Genomic DNA, 15,665 nt, shown 5'->3' with positions numbered 1-15,665 from the left:
AATGTCCTCAAGCCTCTCGGGAAGAAAACCCGACCGGCAGGCGTTGACACGACGAGGCCGCGATTTCCCGCGCACCTCCACATATTAGCCAGGGAGATTTCCATGAAGACCATAACTGTAGGGCTAGCCGCGCTTTTGCTCAGCACCGTCGCATCCCTCGCCGCCGATGCGTGGAAGGAAGCCAATGTCGGAGGCACCAAGATCTACACCAACGCCAAGGGCATGACGCTTTATACCTACGACAAGGATGAGAAGGGCAAGTCGAACTGCGACGACAAATGCGCCGCCAACTGGCCACCGTTGAAGGCCGAAGCCGGCGCGAAGGCCTCCGAAGGATGGACGATCGTCAAGCGCACCGACGGCACCAAGATGTGGGCCTATGACGGCAAGCCGGTCTACACCTTCATCAAGGACAAGAAAGCCGGAGATGTGGGCGGCGATGGCGTCGCCGGCGTCTGGCACATCGCCAAAGCCGACTGAACCCCTCAACGCCATATCCTGCCCGCTGGGGGACATGGGTTGGTCGCCGGCATCCTTGCCCGATCCGGCGATTGGCTTTTTTGTGAACCATGGCGCGCCCCGGTCCGGCATTCCGGCGGATCTTTCCTCGACTCACCGAAAAATGAACCGGGTCATCTTTCGAGACTGGTGACGATCATCCAGCCTGACCGAAATTCTGTGATTTCTCCATACACTCTTAGAGTGTATTGCTGGCGGCACCCGCGCAATTTGGCCCCTTCCCCTTGACCGGATGCAAAAGCGCGGCCATGTGAGCGACGAACAGAACCGAGATTTCGTCGCGCGCAGCGGAATTCTTCTGCCGCATCACAGCTGATATGAGACCTCATGGACGTCGTCGTCGTCGAATCGCCGGCCAAGGCGAAGACAATCAACAAATACCTCGGCAGGAACTACAAGGTTCTTGCCTCGTTCGGCCACGTCCGCGATTTGCCGGCCAAGGATGGCTCGGTGCGCCCGGATGAGGATTTCGCGATGTCCTGGGCGGTCGACACCGCCTCGGGCAAGCGCCTTACCGACATCGCCAATGCGGTCAAGGATGCCGACGGCCTGATCCTCGCCACCGACCCGGATCGCGAAGGCGAGGCTATCTCCTGGCATGTGCTGGAGGTGCTCAAGCAGAAGCGCGCGCTGAAGGACAAGCCCGTCAGCCGCGTCGTCTTCAACGCCATCACCAAGGCGTCGGTGCTGGAGGCGATGGCCAATCCGCGCCAGATCGATGCGCCTCTCGTCGATGCCTATCTCGCCCGCCGGGCGCTGGACTATCTCGTCGGCTTCACGCTGTCGCCGGTGCTGTGGCGCAAATTGCCGGGCGCCCGCTCCGCCGGCCGCGTCCAGTCGGTGGCGCTGCGCCTGGTCTGCGACCGCGAATCCGAAATCGAACGCTTCATCCGCGAGGAATATTGGCAGATCGCTGCCATCCTCGGCACACCGCGCAACGAGACCTTCGAAGCCCGCCTGACCGCATTCGAGCGCAAGAAGCTGCAAAAGCTCGACATTGCCAACAAGGCGCAGGCCGACGACATCAAGGCGATGCTCGAGGGTGCGACCTTCAAGGCGCTGTCCGTCGAAGCCAAGCCGACGAAGCGCAACCCCGGCCCGCCCTTCACCACCTCGACGTTGCAACAGGCCGCCTCGTCGGGCCTCGGCTTCTCGGCCACGCGCACCATGCAGGTGGCGCAGCGGCTCTACGAAGGCATGGACATTGGCGGCGAGACTGCTGGCCTCATCACCTATATGCGAACCGACGGCGTGCAGATGGCCCCCGAGGCGATCGACGCCGCTCGTGACGCCATCGCCAAGGAATTCGGCCCGAAATACCTGCCGGAAAAGCCGCGCCAATACACCGCCAAGGCCAAGAACGCCCAGGAAGCGCACGAAGCGATCCGGCCGACGGATTTCATGCGCACCCCGGCGTCGGTCCGGCAATATCTCGATGCCGACCAGATGCGGCTCTATGAGCTGATCTGGAAGCGCGCCATCGCCAGCCAGATGCAGCCGGCCGAGATCGAGCGCACCACCGTCGAAATCGAGGCGCTGAACGGCGCCCGCACCGCCGAGCTTCGCGCCGTCGGTTCGGTCGTCCGCTTCGATGGCTTCATCGCCGCTTACACGGACCAGAAGGACGACGACGCGGAGGACGAGGAAAACCGCCGTCTGCCCGAAATCCGGGCCGGCGAGCAGCTTGCCCGCCGCGCAATCAATGCCACCCAGCACACCACCGAGCCGCCGCCGCGCTACTCCGAGGCGTCGCTGATCAAGAAGCTGGAAGAACTCGGCATCGGCCGTCCCTCTACCTACACGGCGATCCTGAAGACGCTCGAGGACCGTGACTATGTCACGATCGACAAGCGCCGGCTGGTGCCGCAGGCCAAGGGCCGCCTGTTGTCGGCCTTCCTCGAAAGTTTCTTCGAGCGCTATGTCGAGTACGACTTCACCGCCTCGCTGGAGGAAAAGCTCGACGAGATTTCCGACGGCAAGCTCGCCTGGAAGGACGTGCTGCGGGACTTCTGGAAGGATTTTTCCGGAGCCGTCGCCGACATCAAGGAGCTGCGCGTCACCGACGTGCTCGACGCGCTGAACGAGGAATTGGCGCCGCTGGTTTTCCCCGCCCGCGAGGACGGCTCCAATCCGCGTATCTGCCCCAAATGCGGCACCGGCAATCTGTCGCTGAAGCTCGGCAAGTTCGGCGCTTTCGTCGGCTGCTCGAACTATCCCGAATGCTCCTTCACCCGCCAGCTCGGCGACGCCGCCAATCCCAATGGGGAGAACGGCGGTGGCGAGGACGGCACCAAGCTGCTTGGCAAGGATCCTTATACGGCCGAGGAAATCACGCTGCGCTCGGGCCGCTTCGGCCCCTACATCCAGCGCGGTGACGGCAAGGAAGCCAAGCGATCGAGCCTGCCCAAGGGCTGGACGCCTGAATCCATAGATCACGAGAAGGCGCTCGCCTTGCTGGCGCTGCCGCGCGACGTGGGGCAGCATCCGGAAAGCGGCAAGATGATCTCGGCCGGTCTTGGCCGCTACGGCCCATTCGTGCTGCACGATGGCACCTACGCCAATCTCGACAGCATCGAGGACGTGTTCTCGATCGGCCTCAACCGCGCGGTCACCGTGATTGCCGAGAAGCAGTCGAAGGGCAAGGGCGGCCGCAACGGCGGCACGCCGGCAGCCCTGAAGGAGCTTGGCGACCATCCGGACGGCGGCGGCAAGATCGTCGTGCGCGACGGCAAATACGGCCCTTATGTCAATTTCGGCAAGGTCAACGCCACGCTGCCCAAGGGCAAGGATCCGCAATCGGTGACCGTCGAGGATGCGCTGGCGCTGATTGCCGAGAAGGAAGCCAAGGGCGGCGGTGGCAAGAAGCCGTTCCGCAAGGCGGCCGCGGCCAAGGCCCCCACAGCCAAGAAAACCACGACCAAGAAGGCAGCAGCCAAGAAGCCGGCCGCGAAGAAAAAAGGATAGGACGGCGTGGCGCGCAGGATCACCGGAAGAAGCCACGGCGATCCGCGCACCGCCGACACCAGGGCCAAGGTCAAGGACGATTACCGGCCCTCGCGCGATGAAATCCTGCGCTACATCGCCGAAAACCCCGATCGTGCCGGAAAGCGCGATATCGCGAAGGCGTTCGCGCTGCGCGGCGACGACCGAATCTGGCTAAAGGATCTCCTGCGCGACCTGCAGGACGAAGGCGTTCTGACCAAGGAACGCAAGCGGCTGGCCCGCGTCGGCGCCCTGCCCCATGTCGCAGTGCTCGACATCTTTGGCCGCGATGGCGACGGGGTCTTGCTGGCGCATCCGGCCGAGGCGGTCGGCCCGGGCGAACCTCCCGTGGTCTCGATCCGTGTTTCGCGCGGGGGGAACGGACCGGCGCCGGGCATCGGCGACCGTGTGCTGGCCAAGACCTTCCCGACCGACGATCCGTCAGGGCCTGCCTATACCGGCCGGGTGATGAAGATCTTCGAGAAGCGCACGGATGCCGTCCTCGGTGTCTTTCGCGTGCTTCAGGACGGCAGCTTCCGCATCGAGCCGGTGGAACGGCGCCAGCCCGAGCTGATCGTCGACAAGGAATTCCAGAACGGCGCCAAAAACGGCGACCTTGTCGAGGTCGAGCCCGCGCGAGCCTCGCGTTATGGGCTGCCGAGAGCCAAGGTGCTCAACGTGCTGGGTTCGCTGACGAGCGAAAAGGCGGTCTCGATGATCGCCATCCACGCGCACGACATTCCGCATATCTTCCCGGCCGAGGTGATAGCCGAATCCGAAGCCGTCAAGCCGGCGACGCTTGCCCATCGCGAGGACTGGCGCGACCTACCCCTGGTGACCATCGATCCGGCTGATGCCAAGGACCATGACGACGCCGTCTTCGCCACCCCTGACCTCGACGAGAGAAATCTCGGCGGCTTTATCGCCACCGTCGCGATCGCCGATGTCGCCGCCTATGTCCGCTACGGCACGGCGCTCGACCGCGAGGCCCTGAAGCGTGGCAATTCGGTTTATTTCCCGGATCGCGTCGTGCCGATGCTGCCCGAGCGCATCTCCAACGATCTCTGCTCGCTGCGCGAGGGCCAGGATCGCCCGGCGCTAGCGGTGCGCATGACCTTCTCCGCCGATGGCCGCAAGATCAGGCATTCCTTTCACCGCGTCATGATGAAGTCGGCGGCCAAGCTCGCCTACAGCCAAGCCCAGGCGGCGATCGACGGCGTGCCGGACGACAAGACCGGCCCGATCCTCGACACGGTGCTGAGGCCGTTGTGGGACGCCTACGCGATCCTCAAGCGCGGCCGCGACAGCCGCCAGCCGCTCGAACTCGACCTGCCGGAGCGCAAGATCCTGCTCAAACCGGATGGCACGGTCGACCGCGTCATCGTGCCGGAGCGGCTCGACGCCCACAAGCTGATCGAAGAGTTCATGATCCAGGCCAATGTCGCCGCGGCCGAAACGCTGGAGGGCAAAAAGCAGGCGCTGGTCTACCGCATTCACGACGCGCCGTCGCTGGCCAAGCAGGAATCGCTGCGCGAATTCCTGCAGACGCTTAGCCTGTCGCTGGCACGCGGCGCCCAGATGCGGCCCAGCCAGTTCAACGGCATCCTGGACCGCGTACGCGGCGCCGACAATGAGGCGCTGGTCAACGAAGTGGTGCTGCGCTCGCAGAGCCAGGCCGAATATTCACCCAAGAACATCGGCCATTTCGGCCTCAACCTCAGGCGCTACGCGCATTTCACCTCGCCGATCCGCCGCTACGCCGACCTGATCGTCCATCGTGGGCTTATTGCCGCACTCGGTCTTGGACCCGGAGGACTGACGCAAGACGAGGAGGCGCGCCTCGAAGACGTTGCGGTGCTGATCTCCGGCACGGAACGGCGCGCAATGGCTGCCGAGCGCGACACGGTCGACCGGCTGATCTCCGCCTACCTCGCGGAGCGCATCGACGACCGCTTCGACGCCCGCATCTCCGGCGTCACCAAATCAGGACTTTTTGTCCAATTGCCGCAGTATGGCGCCGATGGTTTCATCCCGGTGTCAACTCTCGGCGGCGATTACTATATATACGACGAAACGGCCCGCTCCCTGTTCGGAGAACGCTCGGGCAAAGGCTACCAACTGGCGGACCGCGTCGAGGTCCGGCTCGTCGAGGTGGCGCCAATGGCCGGCGCGATGCGCTTCGAGATGTTGACCGACCCAAAGCCCCTGCCAGGCTCCAGCAGGTCGTTTCACAAGGCTAAGGGCCGCGCCCGTGCGTCGCAATCGCGACCGGGGTCGCGCGGCAGGAGACGATGATGGAACAACAGGTTTTTGGCGGCGAACATCACTCGGGCCGGATTGCCCGCCCATTGTGGACGGCGATGAAGCGAGGGCTCTTGGGCCGCTGCCCGAATTGCGGCGAAGGCAAGCTCTTCCGCGGCTTCACCAAGACCGTCGAAACCTGCAGCGTCTGCGGCGAGGAGATTCATCACCATCGCGCCGACGATTTGCCCGCCTATCTCGTCATCGTCATCGTCGGCCACATCGTGCTCGGCGCCTTCATGGGTGTCGAGGCGACCTCGACGCTCTCCACCTGGCAACACATCCTCATCTGGGTGCCCTTGACCATCCTTCTCTCGATCGCGTTGCTGCAGCCTGTCAAAGGCGCCGTCATCGGATTGCAATGGGCGTTCTATATGCACGGATTTGGTGGCGAAAAGGATGTGATCGAGCCGCATCCCGGGGCCTGAGGTGTTGGCTGGCGCAACATGCCAATCGTTAAGGCCACTTTCGCATGCAAGAAGTTTCCGCTAGGTCCCGCGCATGGAAGCTATGACCAAGGCGGACGTCGACAAGATCGACAAGGGCCTGGCCGTGCATGACGGCCGGCCCCTGCGTCCGCGTGATGCCGCGACGCTCATCCTGCTCGACCGCAAAGGCGACGACGTCCTGGTGCTGATGGGACGCCGCCACGCCGCGCACGCCTTCATGCCAGGGAAATTCGTTTTCCCGGGCGGCCGCACAGACCCTGCCGACAGCCGCATCCCGACGGCGACCGCCCTTAACCAGCACGAAGAAGCCAAGCTGACGGCCGGCCCCGGCCGCACCAGCCACGCCCGAGCCCGTGCCATCGCTTTGTCGGCGGTCCGCGAAACCTATGAGGAAGCCGGCCTGCTGATCGGCCGCAAGGGCGCCTTTGCTTCGACCAGGCGCGACTGGCAGGGTTTCGTCGAACATGGCGTGGCACCGTCGCTGGAGGCGTTGCGCTTCGTCGCGCGCGCCATCACGCCGCCGAACCGGGTGCGCCGATTCGACACCCGCTTCTTCAGCGCCTGGCGTGGCGACGTCGCCATCGAATTGCCCGATGGCGGCCCGACCAACGAGCTGGAGGAACTGGTCTGGCTGCCGCTCGCCAAGGCCAAGCAGGCTGATATACCCGACATCACCCGAATGATCCTGGACGAGTTGGAAAGGCGGCTCGCCCACGATCCGCTGCTGCGTCCGGGTGGCCCCGTCCCCTTCTACCGGCTTGTCCGCAACCGCTTCACCCGCGAACTTCTCTAGAGCAATTCCAGGAAAAGTGTGACCCGGTTTTCCCGGGACAAGAGCGAAGCACTTGCCCTTGGGAATTGCGTAAGATCAAACAGACAGAGTATTCAGCATCTCATGACGGTCGATACCCAACCACAGGGCGACGAACGCGTACACTGGCTGCCGATGGTGGCGGCGATCTCGTCGATCAGCGTCGTCGGCATTGCCATCGGCCTCGGCATGCCGCTGCTCAGCGTCATCCTGGAAACACGCGGCCATTCGGCCTCGATGATCGGCCTCAACACGGCCGTAGCCGGCCTGGCCTCGATCGCCGGGGCGCCGCTCGCCACGCCGCTCGCCATGCGCTTCGGCGTCGCCTGGACGATGATCGCCATGATTGCTACCGGCGCGCTGGCTTTCGTCGGTTTCCATTTCGCGCCTGATTTCTGGATGTGGTTTCCGCTGCGCATCGTGCTGCACATCGCGCTGACGGTGCTGTTCATCCTGTCGGAATTCTGGATCAGCACGTCGGCGCCGCCGCACCGGCGCGGCCTTGTGCTTGGCATCTACGCCACCGTCCTGTCGCTCGGCTTTGCCGCAGGGCCGTGGCTGTTCGCCCATCTCGGCAGTTCCGGCTTCAGGCCGTTTGGCGTCATCATCGCCCTGGTGACGCTCGCCGCCATACCGGTTCTGGCCGCCCGCAACGAAAGCCCTACCATCGTGGCGGAGAGCGAGACCAGCCACTTCCTGCGCTACATCTGGCTGGTGCCGACCGCGACTTTCGCCGTGCTGGTGTTCGGCGCGGTCGAGACCGGCGGCTTCGCGCTGTTCCCGGTCTATGGCAACCGCATCGGATATTCCGAGGCCGACGCGGCGTTGCTGCTGACCATGATCGGCCTTGGCAATGTGCTGTTGCAGATCCCGATCGGCATGATCAGCGACCGCGTCTCGGACCGGCGCTATCTGCTGCTCGCCTGTGCCACGGTTGGTCTCGTCGGCACGATATTCATGCCGTTCTTTGCCGCGAACTGGCATTTGATGGCAGCGCTTCTCTTCGTGTGGGGCGGTGTCGTTGCTGCCATGTACACGATCGGTCTTGCCCATCTCGGATCGCAGCTCTCCGGCCACGAACTGGCGTCGGCCAATGCTGCTTTCGTGCTGTGCTATGGCGTCGGGATGGTGCTTGGGCCGCAGGCGATCGGCATCGGCATGGACAGTTTCGGGCCTTCCGGCTTCGGCTGGTCGCTCGGCCTTTTCTTCGGCGCCTACATCGCCCTGGTCTGCTTCAGGCTCGTTCGCAAGATCCTGCTGTAGAGCCCAACCCGTCGCTTATCGGCACTGCCCAGCGACAGGCTGCTGACAGAACCGTGTCAGCAGCCACCGGTTAAAAGGGTGTCCTAAAACACCTGAACCGAGGACACTCCGATGATCGACAGCGGCTTTGAAACCACTTCGCTGCGAATGACCCTCCTGCTGCTCGTCAGCTTCCAGGCTCCGGCTGCCGACGTCGACCGCATCATGGACGCGGTTGTGGCGATCGCACCGCTTGCCATGGGCAAGTATGACCGCAATGCCTATCAGTCGGCGCGCGGCATCGAGCGCTACAGGCCCCTTGAAGGGGCAGCGGCCGGCGCCGAAACCGAATTGCGCCGCCGCCCGGGCACGGTCGAGGTTTCCTTCGAATTACCCGACGACCAGGCGCTGGCGGCCCGCGTCGTCGAGGCGATTTTCCAGGCCCATTCCTATCAGGAGCCGGTGATCCGCATCCAGCCGATCCTTGCCAGCCGCTCCAAGGGGCTGGACGACCGCGCCAATCCGAATCGCTGGTGGAACACGACCGGAAACTGGAAGAAGGTCGCGGTATCAGAGGCGCAAACCGTCTGATTTATGCATACCGGGCAGCTTGAGCGGGCCACATCGGGTCCGCCGGGCTTGACTTTCCAGGCACGTTCTTTATGTGTCGCGCCAAGTTTCCCGCGTCCGGGTGTTTTCCCCGTGCTCCAGCGGCCAAAACTCCACGAACATAACGGACTGAGATCATGGCCAAAGCCGCAAACATCAAGATCAAGCTTCTGTCGACCGCCGACACCGGTTTCTTCTACGTCACCAGCAAGAACAGCCGTACCAAGACCGACAAGCTGTCGTTCCGCAAGTACGACCCGGTCGCCAAGAAGCACGTCGAATTCAAGGAAACCAAGATCAAGTAATCTGGGTTTTCCCTCTGGAATGCAAAAACGCCGCCCGATGGGCGGCGTTTTTGTTTGCAAGGCGGAAGGCTACGGCTGGGTGCGCTCAGCCCGGCTGAATTCATTCAGCCTGACTGAATTCATTCAGCCGATACGGTCGCCGCTTTCCCTGTCAAACAGATGCAGCGACGCCGGATCGGCCGCCAGCCGCACGACGTCGCCGGGTTTCACGCCCGCGCGGCCCATGGCAAAGACGCAAAGCTGCTGGCCGGCCAGCTTGACATAGAACTGCGTCGACAGGCCGAGCGGCTCCACCACACCGACTTCGCCTTGCAGCGCACCGTCATCGGCCAGCCTTATATGCTCGGGCCGCAGGCCGACGGTGATGACGTCGCCATCCCCGAGCGGCAATCCGTCCGGCAGCCGAAGCTTCTGGCCATCGGACAATACGGCGTCCATCTTGCCACCCTTCTCCACCACCGCCGGCAGGAAATTCATGCCCGGCGAGCCGATGAAGCCGGCGACGAACATGTTGGCCGGCCGGTCATAGAGATCGAGCGGCGCGCCGACCTGCTGGATCAGCCCGTCATGCATGACGACGATCCGGTCGGCCATGGTCATCGCCTCGATCTGGTCGTGGGTGACGTAGACCGAAGTGGTCTTCAATTGCTGGTGCAGGGCCTTGATCTCGGCGCGCATGTGGACGCGCAGCTTGGCGTCGAGGTTCGACAGCGGCTCGTCGAAGAGAAAAACCTTGGGATCGCGCACGATGGCGCGGCCCATGGCGACACGCTGCCGCTGGCCACCTGACAATTGCCTGGGCAGGCGTTGCAGGAACGTATCCAGCCCCAGCCGCCTGGCAGCACCATCGACGCGAGCATCGATCGCCGGCTTCTCGGCCTTTCGCAACATCAGGCTGAAGCCCATGTTCTTCGATACGTCCATATGCGGATAGAGCGCATAGGACTGGAACACCATGGCGATGTCGCGATCCTTCGGCGCGACATCGTTGACCAGCCGCTCGCCGATGCGGATTTCGCCGCCGGAGGCCTCCTCCAGCCCGGCGATCATCCGCAAAAGCGTGGACTTGCCGCAACCTGACGGTCCGACCAGCACGACGAACTCGCCGTCGGCGATCTCGAGATCGACCGCATGCAGGACGCGCACGGCGCCGTAATCCTTGCGAACCTTTTCGAGCGTGACAGAGGCCATCGATCATCCTTTGACGGCGCCGGCGGTCAGGCCGGTGACGAGATAGCGTTGCAGGAAGGCGAAGAAGATGCAGACCGGGATCAGCGCCAGGATCGACGCCGCCATCATCTGCCCCCAGTCGACGGCAAACTTGCCGATGAAGGTGAGCAGGCCGACGGCGAAGGTCTTCTGGTCGTCGCTGGAAATCAGCATCAGCGCGAACAGAAGCTCGCTCCATGCCGCGGTGAAGACGAAGCCCAGTGTCGCGCCCATGCCTGGCAGGGTCAGCGGCACGATCACCCGGCGCATTGCCTGCCCACGCGTGCAGCCGTCGATCATCGCCGCCTCTTCGAGGTCCTTCGGGATGCCGTCGAAGAAGGACTGCATCAGGAAGGTGGCGAAGGCAGTGTTGAAGGCGGTGTAGATGATGATCAGCCCGGTCAGACTGTTGATCAGGCCGATCTGGCCCATCACGCGGTAGATCGGCGGAATGACCATCACCAGCGGAAAGGTCTGGGTCAAAAGCAGCATCAGCGCCAGCGCCGCCTTGCCGCGAAAGGTGAAGCGCGACATGGCGTAGCCGGCAAGCGTGGCGATCACCGTCACCAGGGCAGCCGTCGACACCGAGACGATGACGCTGTTGATGAAATAGCGCGGGAAATCGGTGGCTTCGAGCACGGTGATGAAGTTCTGTAGCGTCATGTGCGACGGCCAGAAGGTTATGCCTTCGGAATAGAGAAGCCGCTCCGGCGTGACCGAGATCTTCAGCGTCCAGTAGATCGGGAACAGTGCGAAGACCACATAGGCCGCGATTGCCGCGTAGAGACCGACGCCGCCGAAAAACCGTTGTGAAGCAGAGCGTCCCGCGATCATCAGACGTGCCTCACAAGCGAGCGGCGGATGGCGATCAGCGCAATCGCATAGGCGATAAGCAGGACGAGCAGCAGCACGGCCACAGCCGAGGCATAGCCCTTGTCCAGCGACTTGAAGGCGCTGACATAGATGTAGACCGGCACCGTGTTGGTCGAGCCGGCCGGCCCGCCCTCGGTCATGACGAAGATCAGGTCGGCGAAGGTGGCGATCCAGATCGTGCGCAGCATCACCGTGATGGCTATGGTCGGCGCCAGGAACGGCAGCGTCACCTTGGTGAAGCGTTGCCAGGGCGAAGCGCCGTCGATCGCCGCCGCCTCATGCAGCTCCGAGGGAATCGACTTCAGCGCCGCCAGCAGCGTGATGGCGAAGAACGGAATGCCGAACCAGACATTGGCGACGATCGGCCCCCACATGGCGGTGGCCGGATCGGAAAGCACGTTGGTCGGCTCGGCTTTCAGCCCCAAGGCGAACAGCCAGTGCGGCAGCGGACCGATGATCGGGTTGAACAGCCAGGCCCAGGTCAGGCCCGACAGGAAGGACGGCACCGCCCAGGGCAGGAAGACCAGCGCCTGCACCGCCTTGCGGCCTGGGAACGGCTTGTCGAGCAGCAGCGCCAGGCCAAGGCCGAGGAAGAATTGGAAGAACAGGCTGGCGACCGTCCACCACAGCGTGTTGACCAGCGCCTGCCCCAGCACCTGGTCCGAAAACATCGCCTGATACTGCCCGAGCCCGACATATTCCGACTTGAAGGCGGAGAACTTGCGGAAGGAATAGCTGATGCCGATGACCAGCGGCACGAGCAGCACCACGACCAGCAGGATGATCGCCGGGCTGAGATAGAGCCAGGGCTCGATGGCAGCGTGTGTGAGCCACTTACGTCGCGGCTTGCCGACAGATCGTATTTCGGACACGGCATAGGTCATTGGCTGTGGAACGTCCTTTGGGAGCGCGGCGTTGGCGACAAGCGTCCTTCTCCCCGTTCAACGGGGAGAAGATGCCGGCAGGCAGATCACGGGCGGCGCCAGCTTCTGAGAACTCAGCGCTGCCCCTCATCTGGCCCTGTCGGGCCACCTTCTCCCCGTGAACGGGGAGAAGGAAAAGCCTGCGCTTACTTCTTGTTCTTCGCCAGCCAGTCCTGCTGTTCCTTGGTCAGGAAGGCAGCCCACTGGTCGGCGACGTCCTTGGCCGTCTTCTGGCCGAGCAGCACTTCCTGGAAGTTCTTGATCGCCACCTGGTCGACGAAGTTGCCAAGGTTTTCGAGGTGCGTCGGCGGCGTCACCATCTCATATTTGGCGCCGTCGCTGAGCTCGGTGAACCAGCCCTTGAACTGCTCGGTCTTGAAGTGGGCGTCCTGGTCGGCGCCCTTGTGGATCGGGATGACGCCGACTTCCTTGGCCCATTCCAGATTGTCCTTCGGCGAGAGCAGCGTCGCCATCAACTTCCAGGCATCATCCTTGTGCTGCGAGTTGGCGAACATCGCCCAGCCGGCATAACCGAGCGTCGGATAGGACTTGCCGCTCGGACCGGTCGGCATCGGCGCCACGGCGAAGTCGTCGGCGCTCATCTTGTCGGCGATGCCGAGCAGTGCATCCGGATCCTGGTTGAGCATGGCGCAAGTGCCGGAATAGAAGCCGGTGACCGTTTCGTTGAAACCCCAGCTCACGGCATCCTTCGGCGCCAGGCCGTCCTTGTACATGTCGGCCAGCATCTGCAGGCCCTTGACCGAGCCCTCTTCATTGATGGTCGAGGTGCCGTCCTCGTTGAAATAGCCACCCTTGCCGGCGGCGATGTTCATGAACATGTGCATGCCGTTGAAGGCGCCCGGCCCGCCGCGCAGGCAGTAGCCGTATTTGCCGGGAATGGCCGAGATTTTCTTGGAATCGGCGACGAATTCGTCAAGCGTCGCCGGCGGACCGTCGAGGCCGGCTTGCTTGAACAGCTTCTTGTTCCAGAACAGCGCGTTCACATAGTAGCCGTAGGGGATCATGAACTGGGTGTTGTTGACCGTCGAGCCGAACTGCTTGGCGCGGTCGCCGAGCGTCTTGGCGTCGTCCCACTTGGCCATATAGGGGCCGAGATCCTCGAGCTGAGCGTTGTTGGCGTAAAGCCCCATCCAGCGTTCCGGCATCTCGACCACATCGGGCGTATCGCCGGCCTGCACCATGGTCAGGAATTTTTCAAACGCCTGCCCCCAGGGCAGCGAGACCAGCTCGACCTTGACACCCGGATTGGCCGCCTCGAACTCGGCAATCTGCTTTTTCAGGAACTCCGTGCGCGGCGGGCTGGTGATGACCTCGACCATTTTCAGGGTCGAATCGGCGAGCGCGCCCCCGGCGGAAATTGCCAGCCCCGCGACGGTGGCAAGCATGACGGTCAGTTTTTTCATGTTCAAGACTCCCATTTTGAACCCGCTTGTTATTTTCTGGCTTTTTCGAAGGCCTGGGCGACATCCGCCCAAAGATCCTCGACACTTTCCAATCCGACATTGAAGCGGATGGTTCGGGGGCTGACGCCGAAGCGCGCCATCGAATTCAGTCCCGGCGTCTGCTCCAGCGACGCCTTGGCCGGCACGACCAGGCTCTCATGCCCACCCCAGCTGACGCCGATGCGGAAATATTTCAACGCGTCGACGAAGACGGGAATGTCGATATCCTCGGTAACTTCGAACGAGAACAACCCGCCATAGCCGGCAAGCGTCGCCTTGCCCGGATGGTTCGAATAGACGGGGTGGTTGACCCGCTCGACATTGCCATGCGCCTTCAGCCGTTCGGCGATGGCGAGCCCGCTCTTCATGTGGTGCGGCAGGCGCAGCGGCAGCGTGCGCAGGCCGCGCAGCAAGAGCCAGGCCTCGAACGGTGACAGCTTGCCGCCGAGATAGGAATAGGTCTGCTCGTTGATGTGTTTGATGTGCGCGGCCGAGCCCGCCACCACGCCGGCAACGGTGTCGCTGTGGCCGCCGAGATATTTCGAGGCCGAGTGCAGCACGAGATCGACGCCGTGCGAGATCGGCTTCTGGAACACCGGCGTCGCCCAGGAATTGTCGATGGTGGTGATGATGCCCTGCTCCTTGGCCAGCCGGGTCAGATGCGGCAGGTCCTGAAGCTCGAACATCATCGAGGTCGGGCTTTCCAGATAAAGCAGCTTTGCGCCGGGCAATGCCGCCGCCACCGCATCCGGGTCCGAGCCGTCGACATAATCGACCTTGATGTTGAGCCGCGGCAGGAGCCGCTCGAACAGCCGGTAGGCATCGCCATAGCAATTGCGTACCGCGACGATGCGCTCGCCCGCCCCGACGAAGGCAAGCACGGTGGCGCTGATCGCTGCCATGCCGCTTGAAAAGCCGCGCGCGGCCTCGGCGCCTTCGAGCGCCGCGACACGCGCCTCGAACTCCATGACCGTCGGATTGTCGCCGCGCGAATAGATCGGCTGCTTTCGCTTGCCGGCAAAGGTATCGGCCATTTCGGCGTAATTGGCGAAGGTGAACAGCGACGTCTGGTAGATAGGCGGCACGACGGCGCCGCCGGGGAACGGTTCATCATGCGCCAAAAGCGTCGCCGCCTCGGCGAGATAGTCTTGATCGAAACCGGCTGGGTGCTCGTTCATCTCAGGTCCGAAAGTTTGAGTTTGGCCGCACCGCGCTTCAGGTCGTCCTCGACGGTGGCGATGAGCTTCAGCGCCTCGCCGCGGGCGCCTTGCGGATCACGCGCGGCGATGCACTCGTAGATGGTGCGGTGATAGGGAAAGCTGGCATGGCCGAAATCGCGCACGCCGAGTGGATGTTCCCAGAAACGGTGGAACAGTTCGTGCATGGCCGCGATGATCTGTTCGAACAGCGGATTGCCGGAGACCCGGTAGATCGCCTGGTGGAATTCCCAGTCCTCTTCCGATGACATGCCGTCTAGGGTGCGAAACGCCTGCTCCATGATATCGAGCTTGCGTTCGATCTCGGCAATGTCGGCGGGGCTTGCCCGCTCGGCGCACAGTGCCGCCGCCTCCGCTTCCAGTGCGCGGCGGATTTCCAGCGTCTGCATCAGGCTGGTGAAATCATTGCCGCCCGCCAGCGTCAGCGGCAGATGCAGCATATCGGGCGATACGGCCGCCTTGAGATAGGTGCCGCTGCCTTGCCGGCGCTCGACCAGGCCCAATCCCTCCCACCGCGTCAGCGCCTCGCGCACCGTGTTGCGGCTGACCTTGAGCCGTTCGGCCAGGATGCGCTCGGTCGGCAGTCGCTCACCAGGCTGCAAGGCCTCGGCGCGGACGAAGCCCACCAATGCCTTCAGCACGGCGTCGTCGCGCGCCGTCGTCTGAATGGGTGGCAGGCTGTTCTGGTCCACACTTCCTCCAAGTGGTCCAATGGTCCAACCAATTTCTGCATAGATGGAGCCTCCTGTCAATCGCTTGTCA

14 protein-coding genes are annotated in these 15,665 nt (G+C 63.4%); 8 read left to right on the top strand and 6 right to left on the bottom strand.

What is annotated here, in order from left to right; translation table 11 throughout:
• Nucleotides 1-102 precede the first annotated feature (102 nt).
• From EN824_RS05870 to rpmG, 8 genes are all read left to right on the top strand, one after another.
• A complete protein-coding gene (locus EN824_RS05870) occupies nucleotides 103-480 on the top strand; it encodes a hypothetical protein (RefSeq protein ID WP_127279535.1) in 378 nt (125 codons plus the stop codon).
• Nucleotides 481-846: 366 nt separating this feature from the next.
• Nucleotides 847-3,483 carry a type I DNA topoisomerase gene (topA, locus tag EN824_RS05865; RefSeq protein WP_127280412.1) on the top strand — a complete coding sequence of 879 codons (2,637 nt, stop codon included), beginning with the start codon at nucleotides 847-849 and terminating at the stop codon, nucleotides 3,481-3,483.
• Between the two features lie 6 nt (nucleotides 3,484-3,489).
• Nucleotides 3,490-5,796, top strand: coding sequence for a ribonuclease R (gene rnr / locus EN824_RS05860; RefSeq protein ID WP_135864399.1), 2,307 nt, complete (start codon nucleotides 3,490-3,492; stop codon nucleotides 5,794-5,796).
• On the top strand, nucleotides 5,796-6,230 hold the full coding sequence (locus tag EN824_RS05855) for a DUF983 domain-containing protein (RefSeq protein WP_135864396.1): 435 nt from the start codon (nucleotides 5,796-5,798) through the stop codon (nucleotides 6,228-6,230). Before rnr ends, EN824_RS05855 begins: the two co-directional genes overlap by 1 nt.
• A 73-nt stretch (nucleotides 6,231-6,303) precedes the next feature.
• Nucleotides 6,304-7,044, top strand: a complete 741-nt coding sequence (locus tag EN824_RS05850) for an NUDIX hydrolase (RefSeq protein WP_127280874.1) — start codon at nucleotides 6,304-6,306, stop codon at nucleotides 7,042-7,044.
• A gap of 102 nt (nucleotides 7,045-7,146) precedes the next feature.
• Entirely contained in the window at nucleotides 7,147-8,325 is a 1,179-nt protein-coding gene (locus tag EN824_RS05845) for an MFS transporter (protein ID WP_135880491.1), read from the top strand.
• A gap of 111 nt (nucleotides 8,326-8,436) precedes the next feature.
• Entirely contained in the window at nucleotides 8,437-8,895 is a 459-nt protein-coding gene (locus EN824_RS05840; protein ID WP_135931975.1) for a hypothetical protein, read from the top strand.
• Nucleotides 8,896-9,050: 155 nt separating this feature from the next.
• Nucleotides 9,051-9,218 (top strand): 50S ribosomal protein L33, encoded by a 168-nt coding sequence (rpmG, locus tag EN824_RS05835; protein WP_006201775.1) that lies wholly within the window; start codon nucleotides 9,051-9,053, stop codon nucleotides 9,216-9,218.
• Nucleotides 9,219-9,341: 123 nt separating this feature from the next.
• On the opposite strand, the gene ugpC is transcribed toward rpmG, so the two are convergent.
• From ugpC to EN824_RS05805, 6 genes are all read right to left on the bottom strand, one after another.
• Complete coding sequence (gene ugpC / locus EN824_RS05830) at nucleotides 9,342-10,409, bottom strand: sn-glycerol-3-phosphate ABC transporter ATP-binding protein UgpC (RefSeq protein ID WP_127280747.1); 1,068 nt, start codon at nucleotides 10,407-10,409, stop codon at nucleotides 9,342-9,344.
• 3 nt (nucleotides 10,410-10,412) lie between these two features.
• Nucleotides 10,413-11,261, bottom strand: coding sequence for a carbohydrate ABC transporter permease (locus tag EN824_RS05825; protein ID WP_135931974.1), 849 nt, complete (start codon nucleotides 11,259-11,261; stop codon nucleotides 10,413-10,415).
• Complete coding sequence (locus tag EN824_RS05820) at nucleotides 11,261-12,184, bottom strand: sugar ABC transporter permease (RefSeq protein ID WP_127872594.1); 924 nt, start codon at nucleotides 12,182-12,184, stop codon at nucleotides 11,261-11,263. Before EN824_RS05820 ends, EN824_RS05825 begins: the two co-directional genes overlap by 1 nt.
• Before the next feature lie 185 nt (nucleotides 12,185-12,369).
• Entirely contained in the window at nucleotides 12,370-13,647 is a 1,278-nt protein-coding gene (locus EN824_RS05815; protein WP_127280536.1) for a sugar ABC transporter substrate-binding protein, read from the bottom strand.
• 29 nt (nucleotides 13,648-13,676) lie between these two features.
• Nucleotides 13,677-14,864, bottom strand: a complete 1,188-nt coding sequence (locus tag EN824_RS05810; protein WP_135880493.1) for a PLP-dependent transferase — start codon at nucleotides 14,862-14,864, stop codon at nucleotides 13,677-13,679.
• Entirely contained in the window at nucleotides 14,861-15,595 is a 735-nt protein-coding gene (locus tag EN824_RS05805) for a FadR/GntR family transcriptional regulator (protein WP_127872597.1), read from the bottom strand. Before EN824_RS05805 ends, EN824_RS05810 begins: the two co-directional genes overlap by 4 nt.
• Between the last annotated feature and the right edge of the window lie 70 nt (nucleotides 15,596-15,665).

The organism is Mesorhizobium sp. M8A.F.Ca.ET.181.01.1.1, assembly GCF_004792025.1.
In the GTDB taxonomy this organism is placed as follows: Bacteria; Pseudomonadota; Alphaproteobacteria; order Rhizobiales; family Rhizobiaceae; genus Mesorhizobium.
Note: the sequence above shows the minus strand (reverse complement) of the source record. Positions and strands in the feature narration are given on the sequence as shown.

Bases quoted from the DNA above. Each gene is read 5' to 3' on its own strand.
- EN824_RS05870 (WP_127279535.1), top strand. From the start codon at position 103: ATGAAGACCATAACTGTAGGGCTAGCCGCGCTTTTGCTCAGCACCGTC.
- topA (WP_127280412.1), top strand. From the start codon at position 847: ATGGACGTCGTCGTCGTCGAATCGCCGGCCAAGGCGAAGACAATCAAC.
- EN824_RS05855 (WP_135864396.1), top strand. From the start codon at position 5,796: ATGGAACAACAGGTTTTTGGCGGCGAACATCACTCGGGCCGGATTGCC.
- EN824_RS05850 (WP_127280874.1), top strand. From the start codon at position 6,304: ATGGAAGCTATGACCAAGGCGGACGTCGACAAGATCGACAAGGGCCTG.
- EN824_RS05845 (WP_135880491.1), top strand. From the start codon at position 7,147: ATGACGGTCGATACCCAACCACAGGGCGACGAACGCGTACACTGGCTG.
- EN824_RS05840 (WP_135931975.1), top strand. From the start codon at position 8,437: ATGATCGACAGCGGCTTTGAAACCACTTCGCTGCGAATGACCCTCCTG.
- rpmG (WP_006201775.1), top strand. From the start codon at position 9,051: ATGGCCAAAGCCGCAAACATCAAGATCAAGCTTCTGTCGACCGCCGAC.
- ugpC (WP_127280747.1), bottom strand. From the start codon at position 10,409: ATGGCCTCTGTCACGCTCGAAAAGGTTCGCAAGGATTACGGCGCCGTG.
- EN824_RS05825 (WP_135931974.1), bottom strand. From the start codon at position 11,261: ATGATCGCGGGACGCTCTGCTTCACAACGGTTTTTCGGCGGCGTCGGT.
- EN824_RS05820 (WP_127872594.1), bottom strand. From the start codon at position 12,184: ATGACCTATGCCGTGTCCGAAATACGATCTGTCGGCAAGCCGCGACGT.
- EN824_RS05815 (WP_127280536.1), bottom strand. From the start codon at position 13,647: ATGAAAAAACTGACCGTCATGCTTGCCACCGTCGCGGGGCTGGCAATT.
- EN824_RS05810 (WP_135880493.1), bottom strand. From the start codon at position 14,864: ATGAACGAGCACCCAGCCGGTTTCGATCAAGACTATCTCGCCGAGGCG.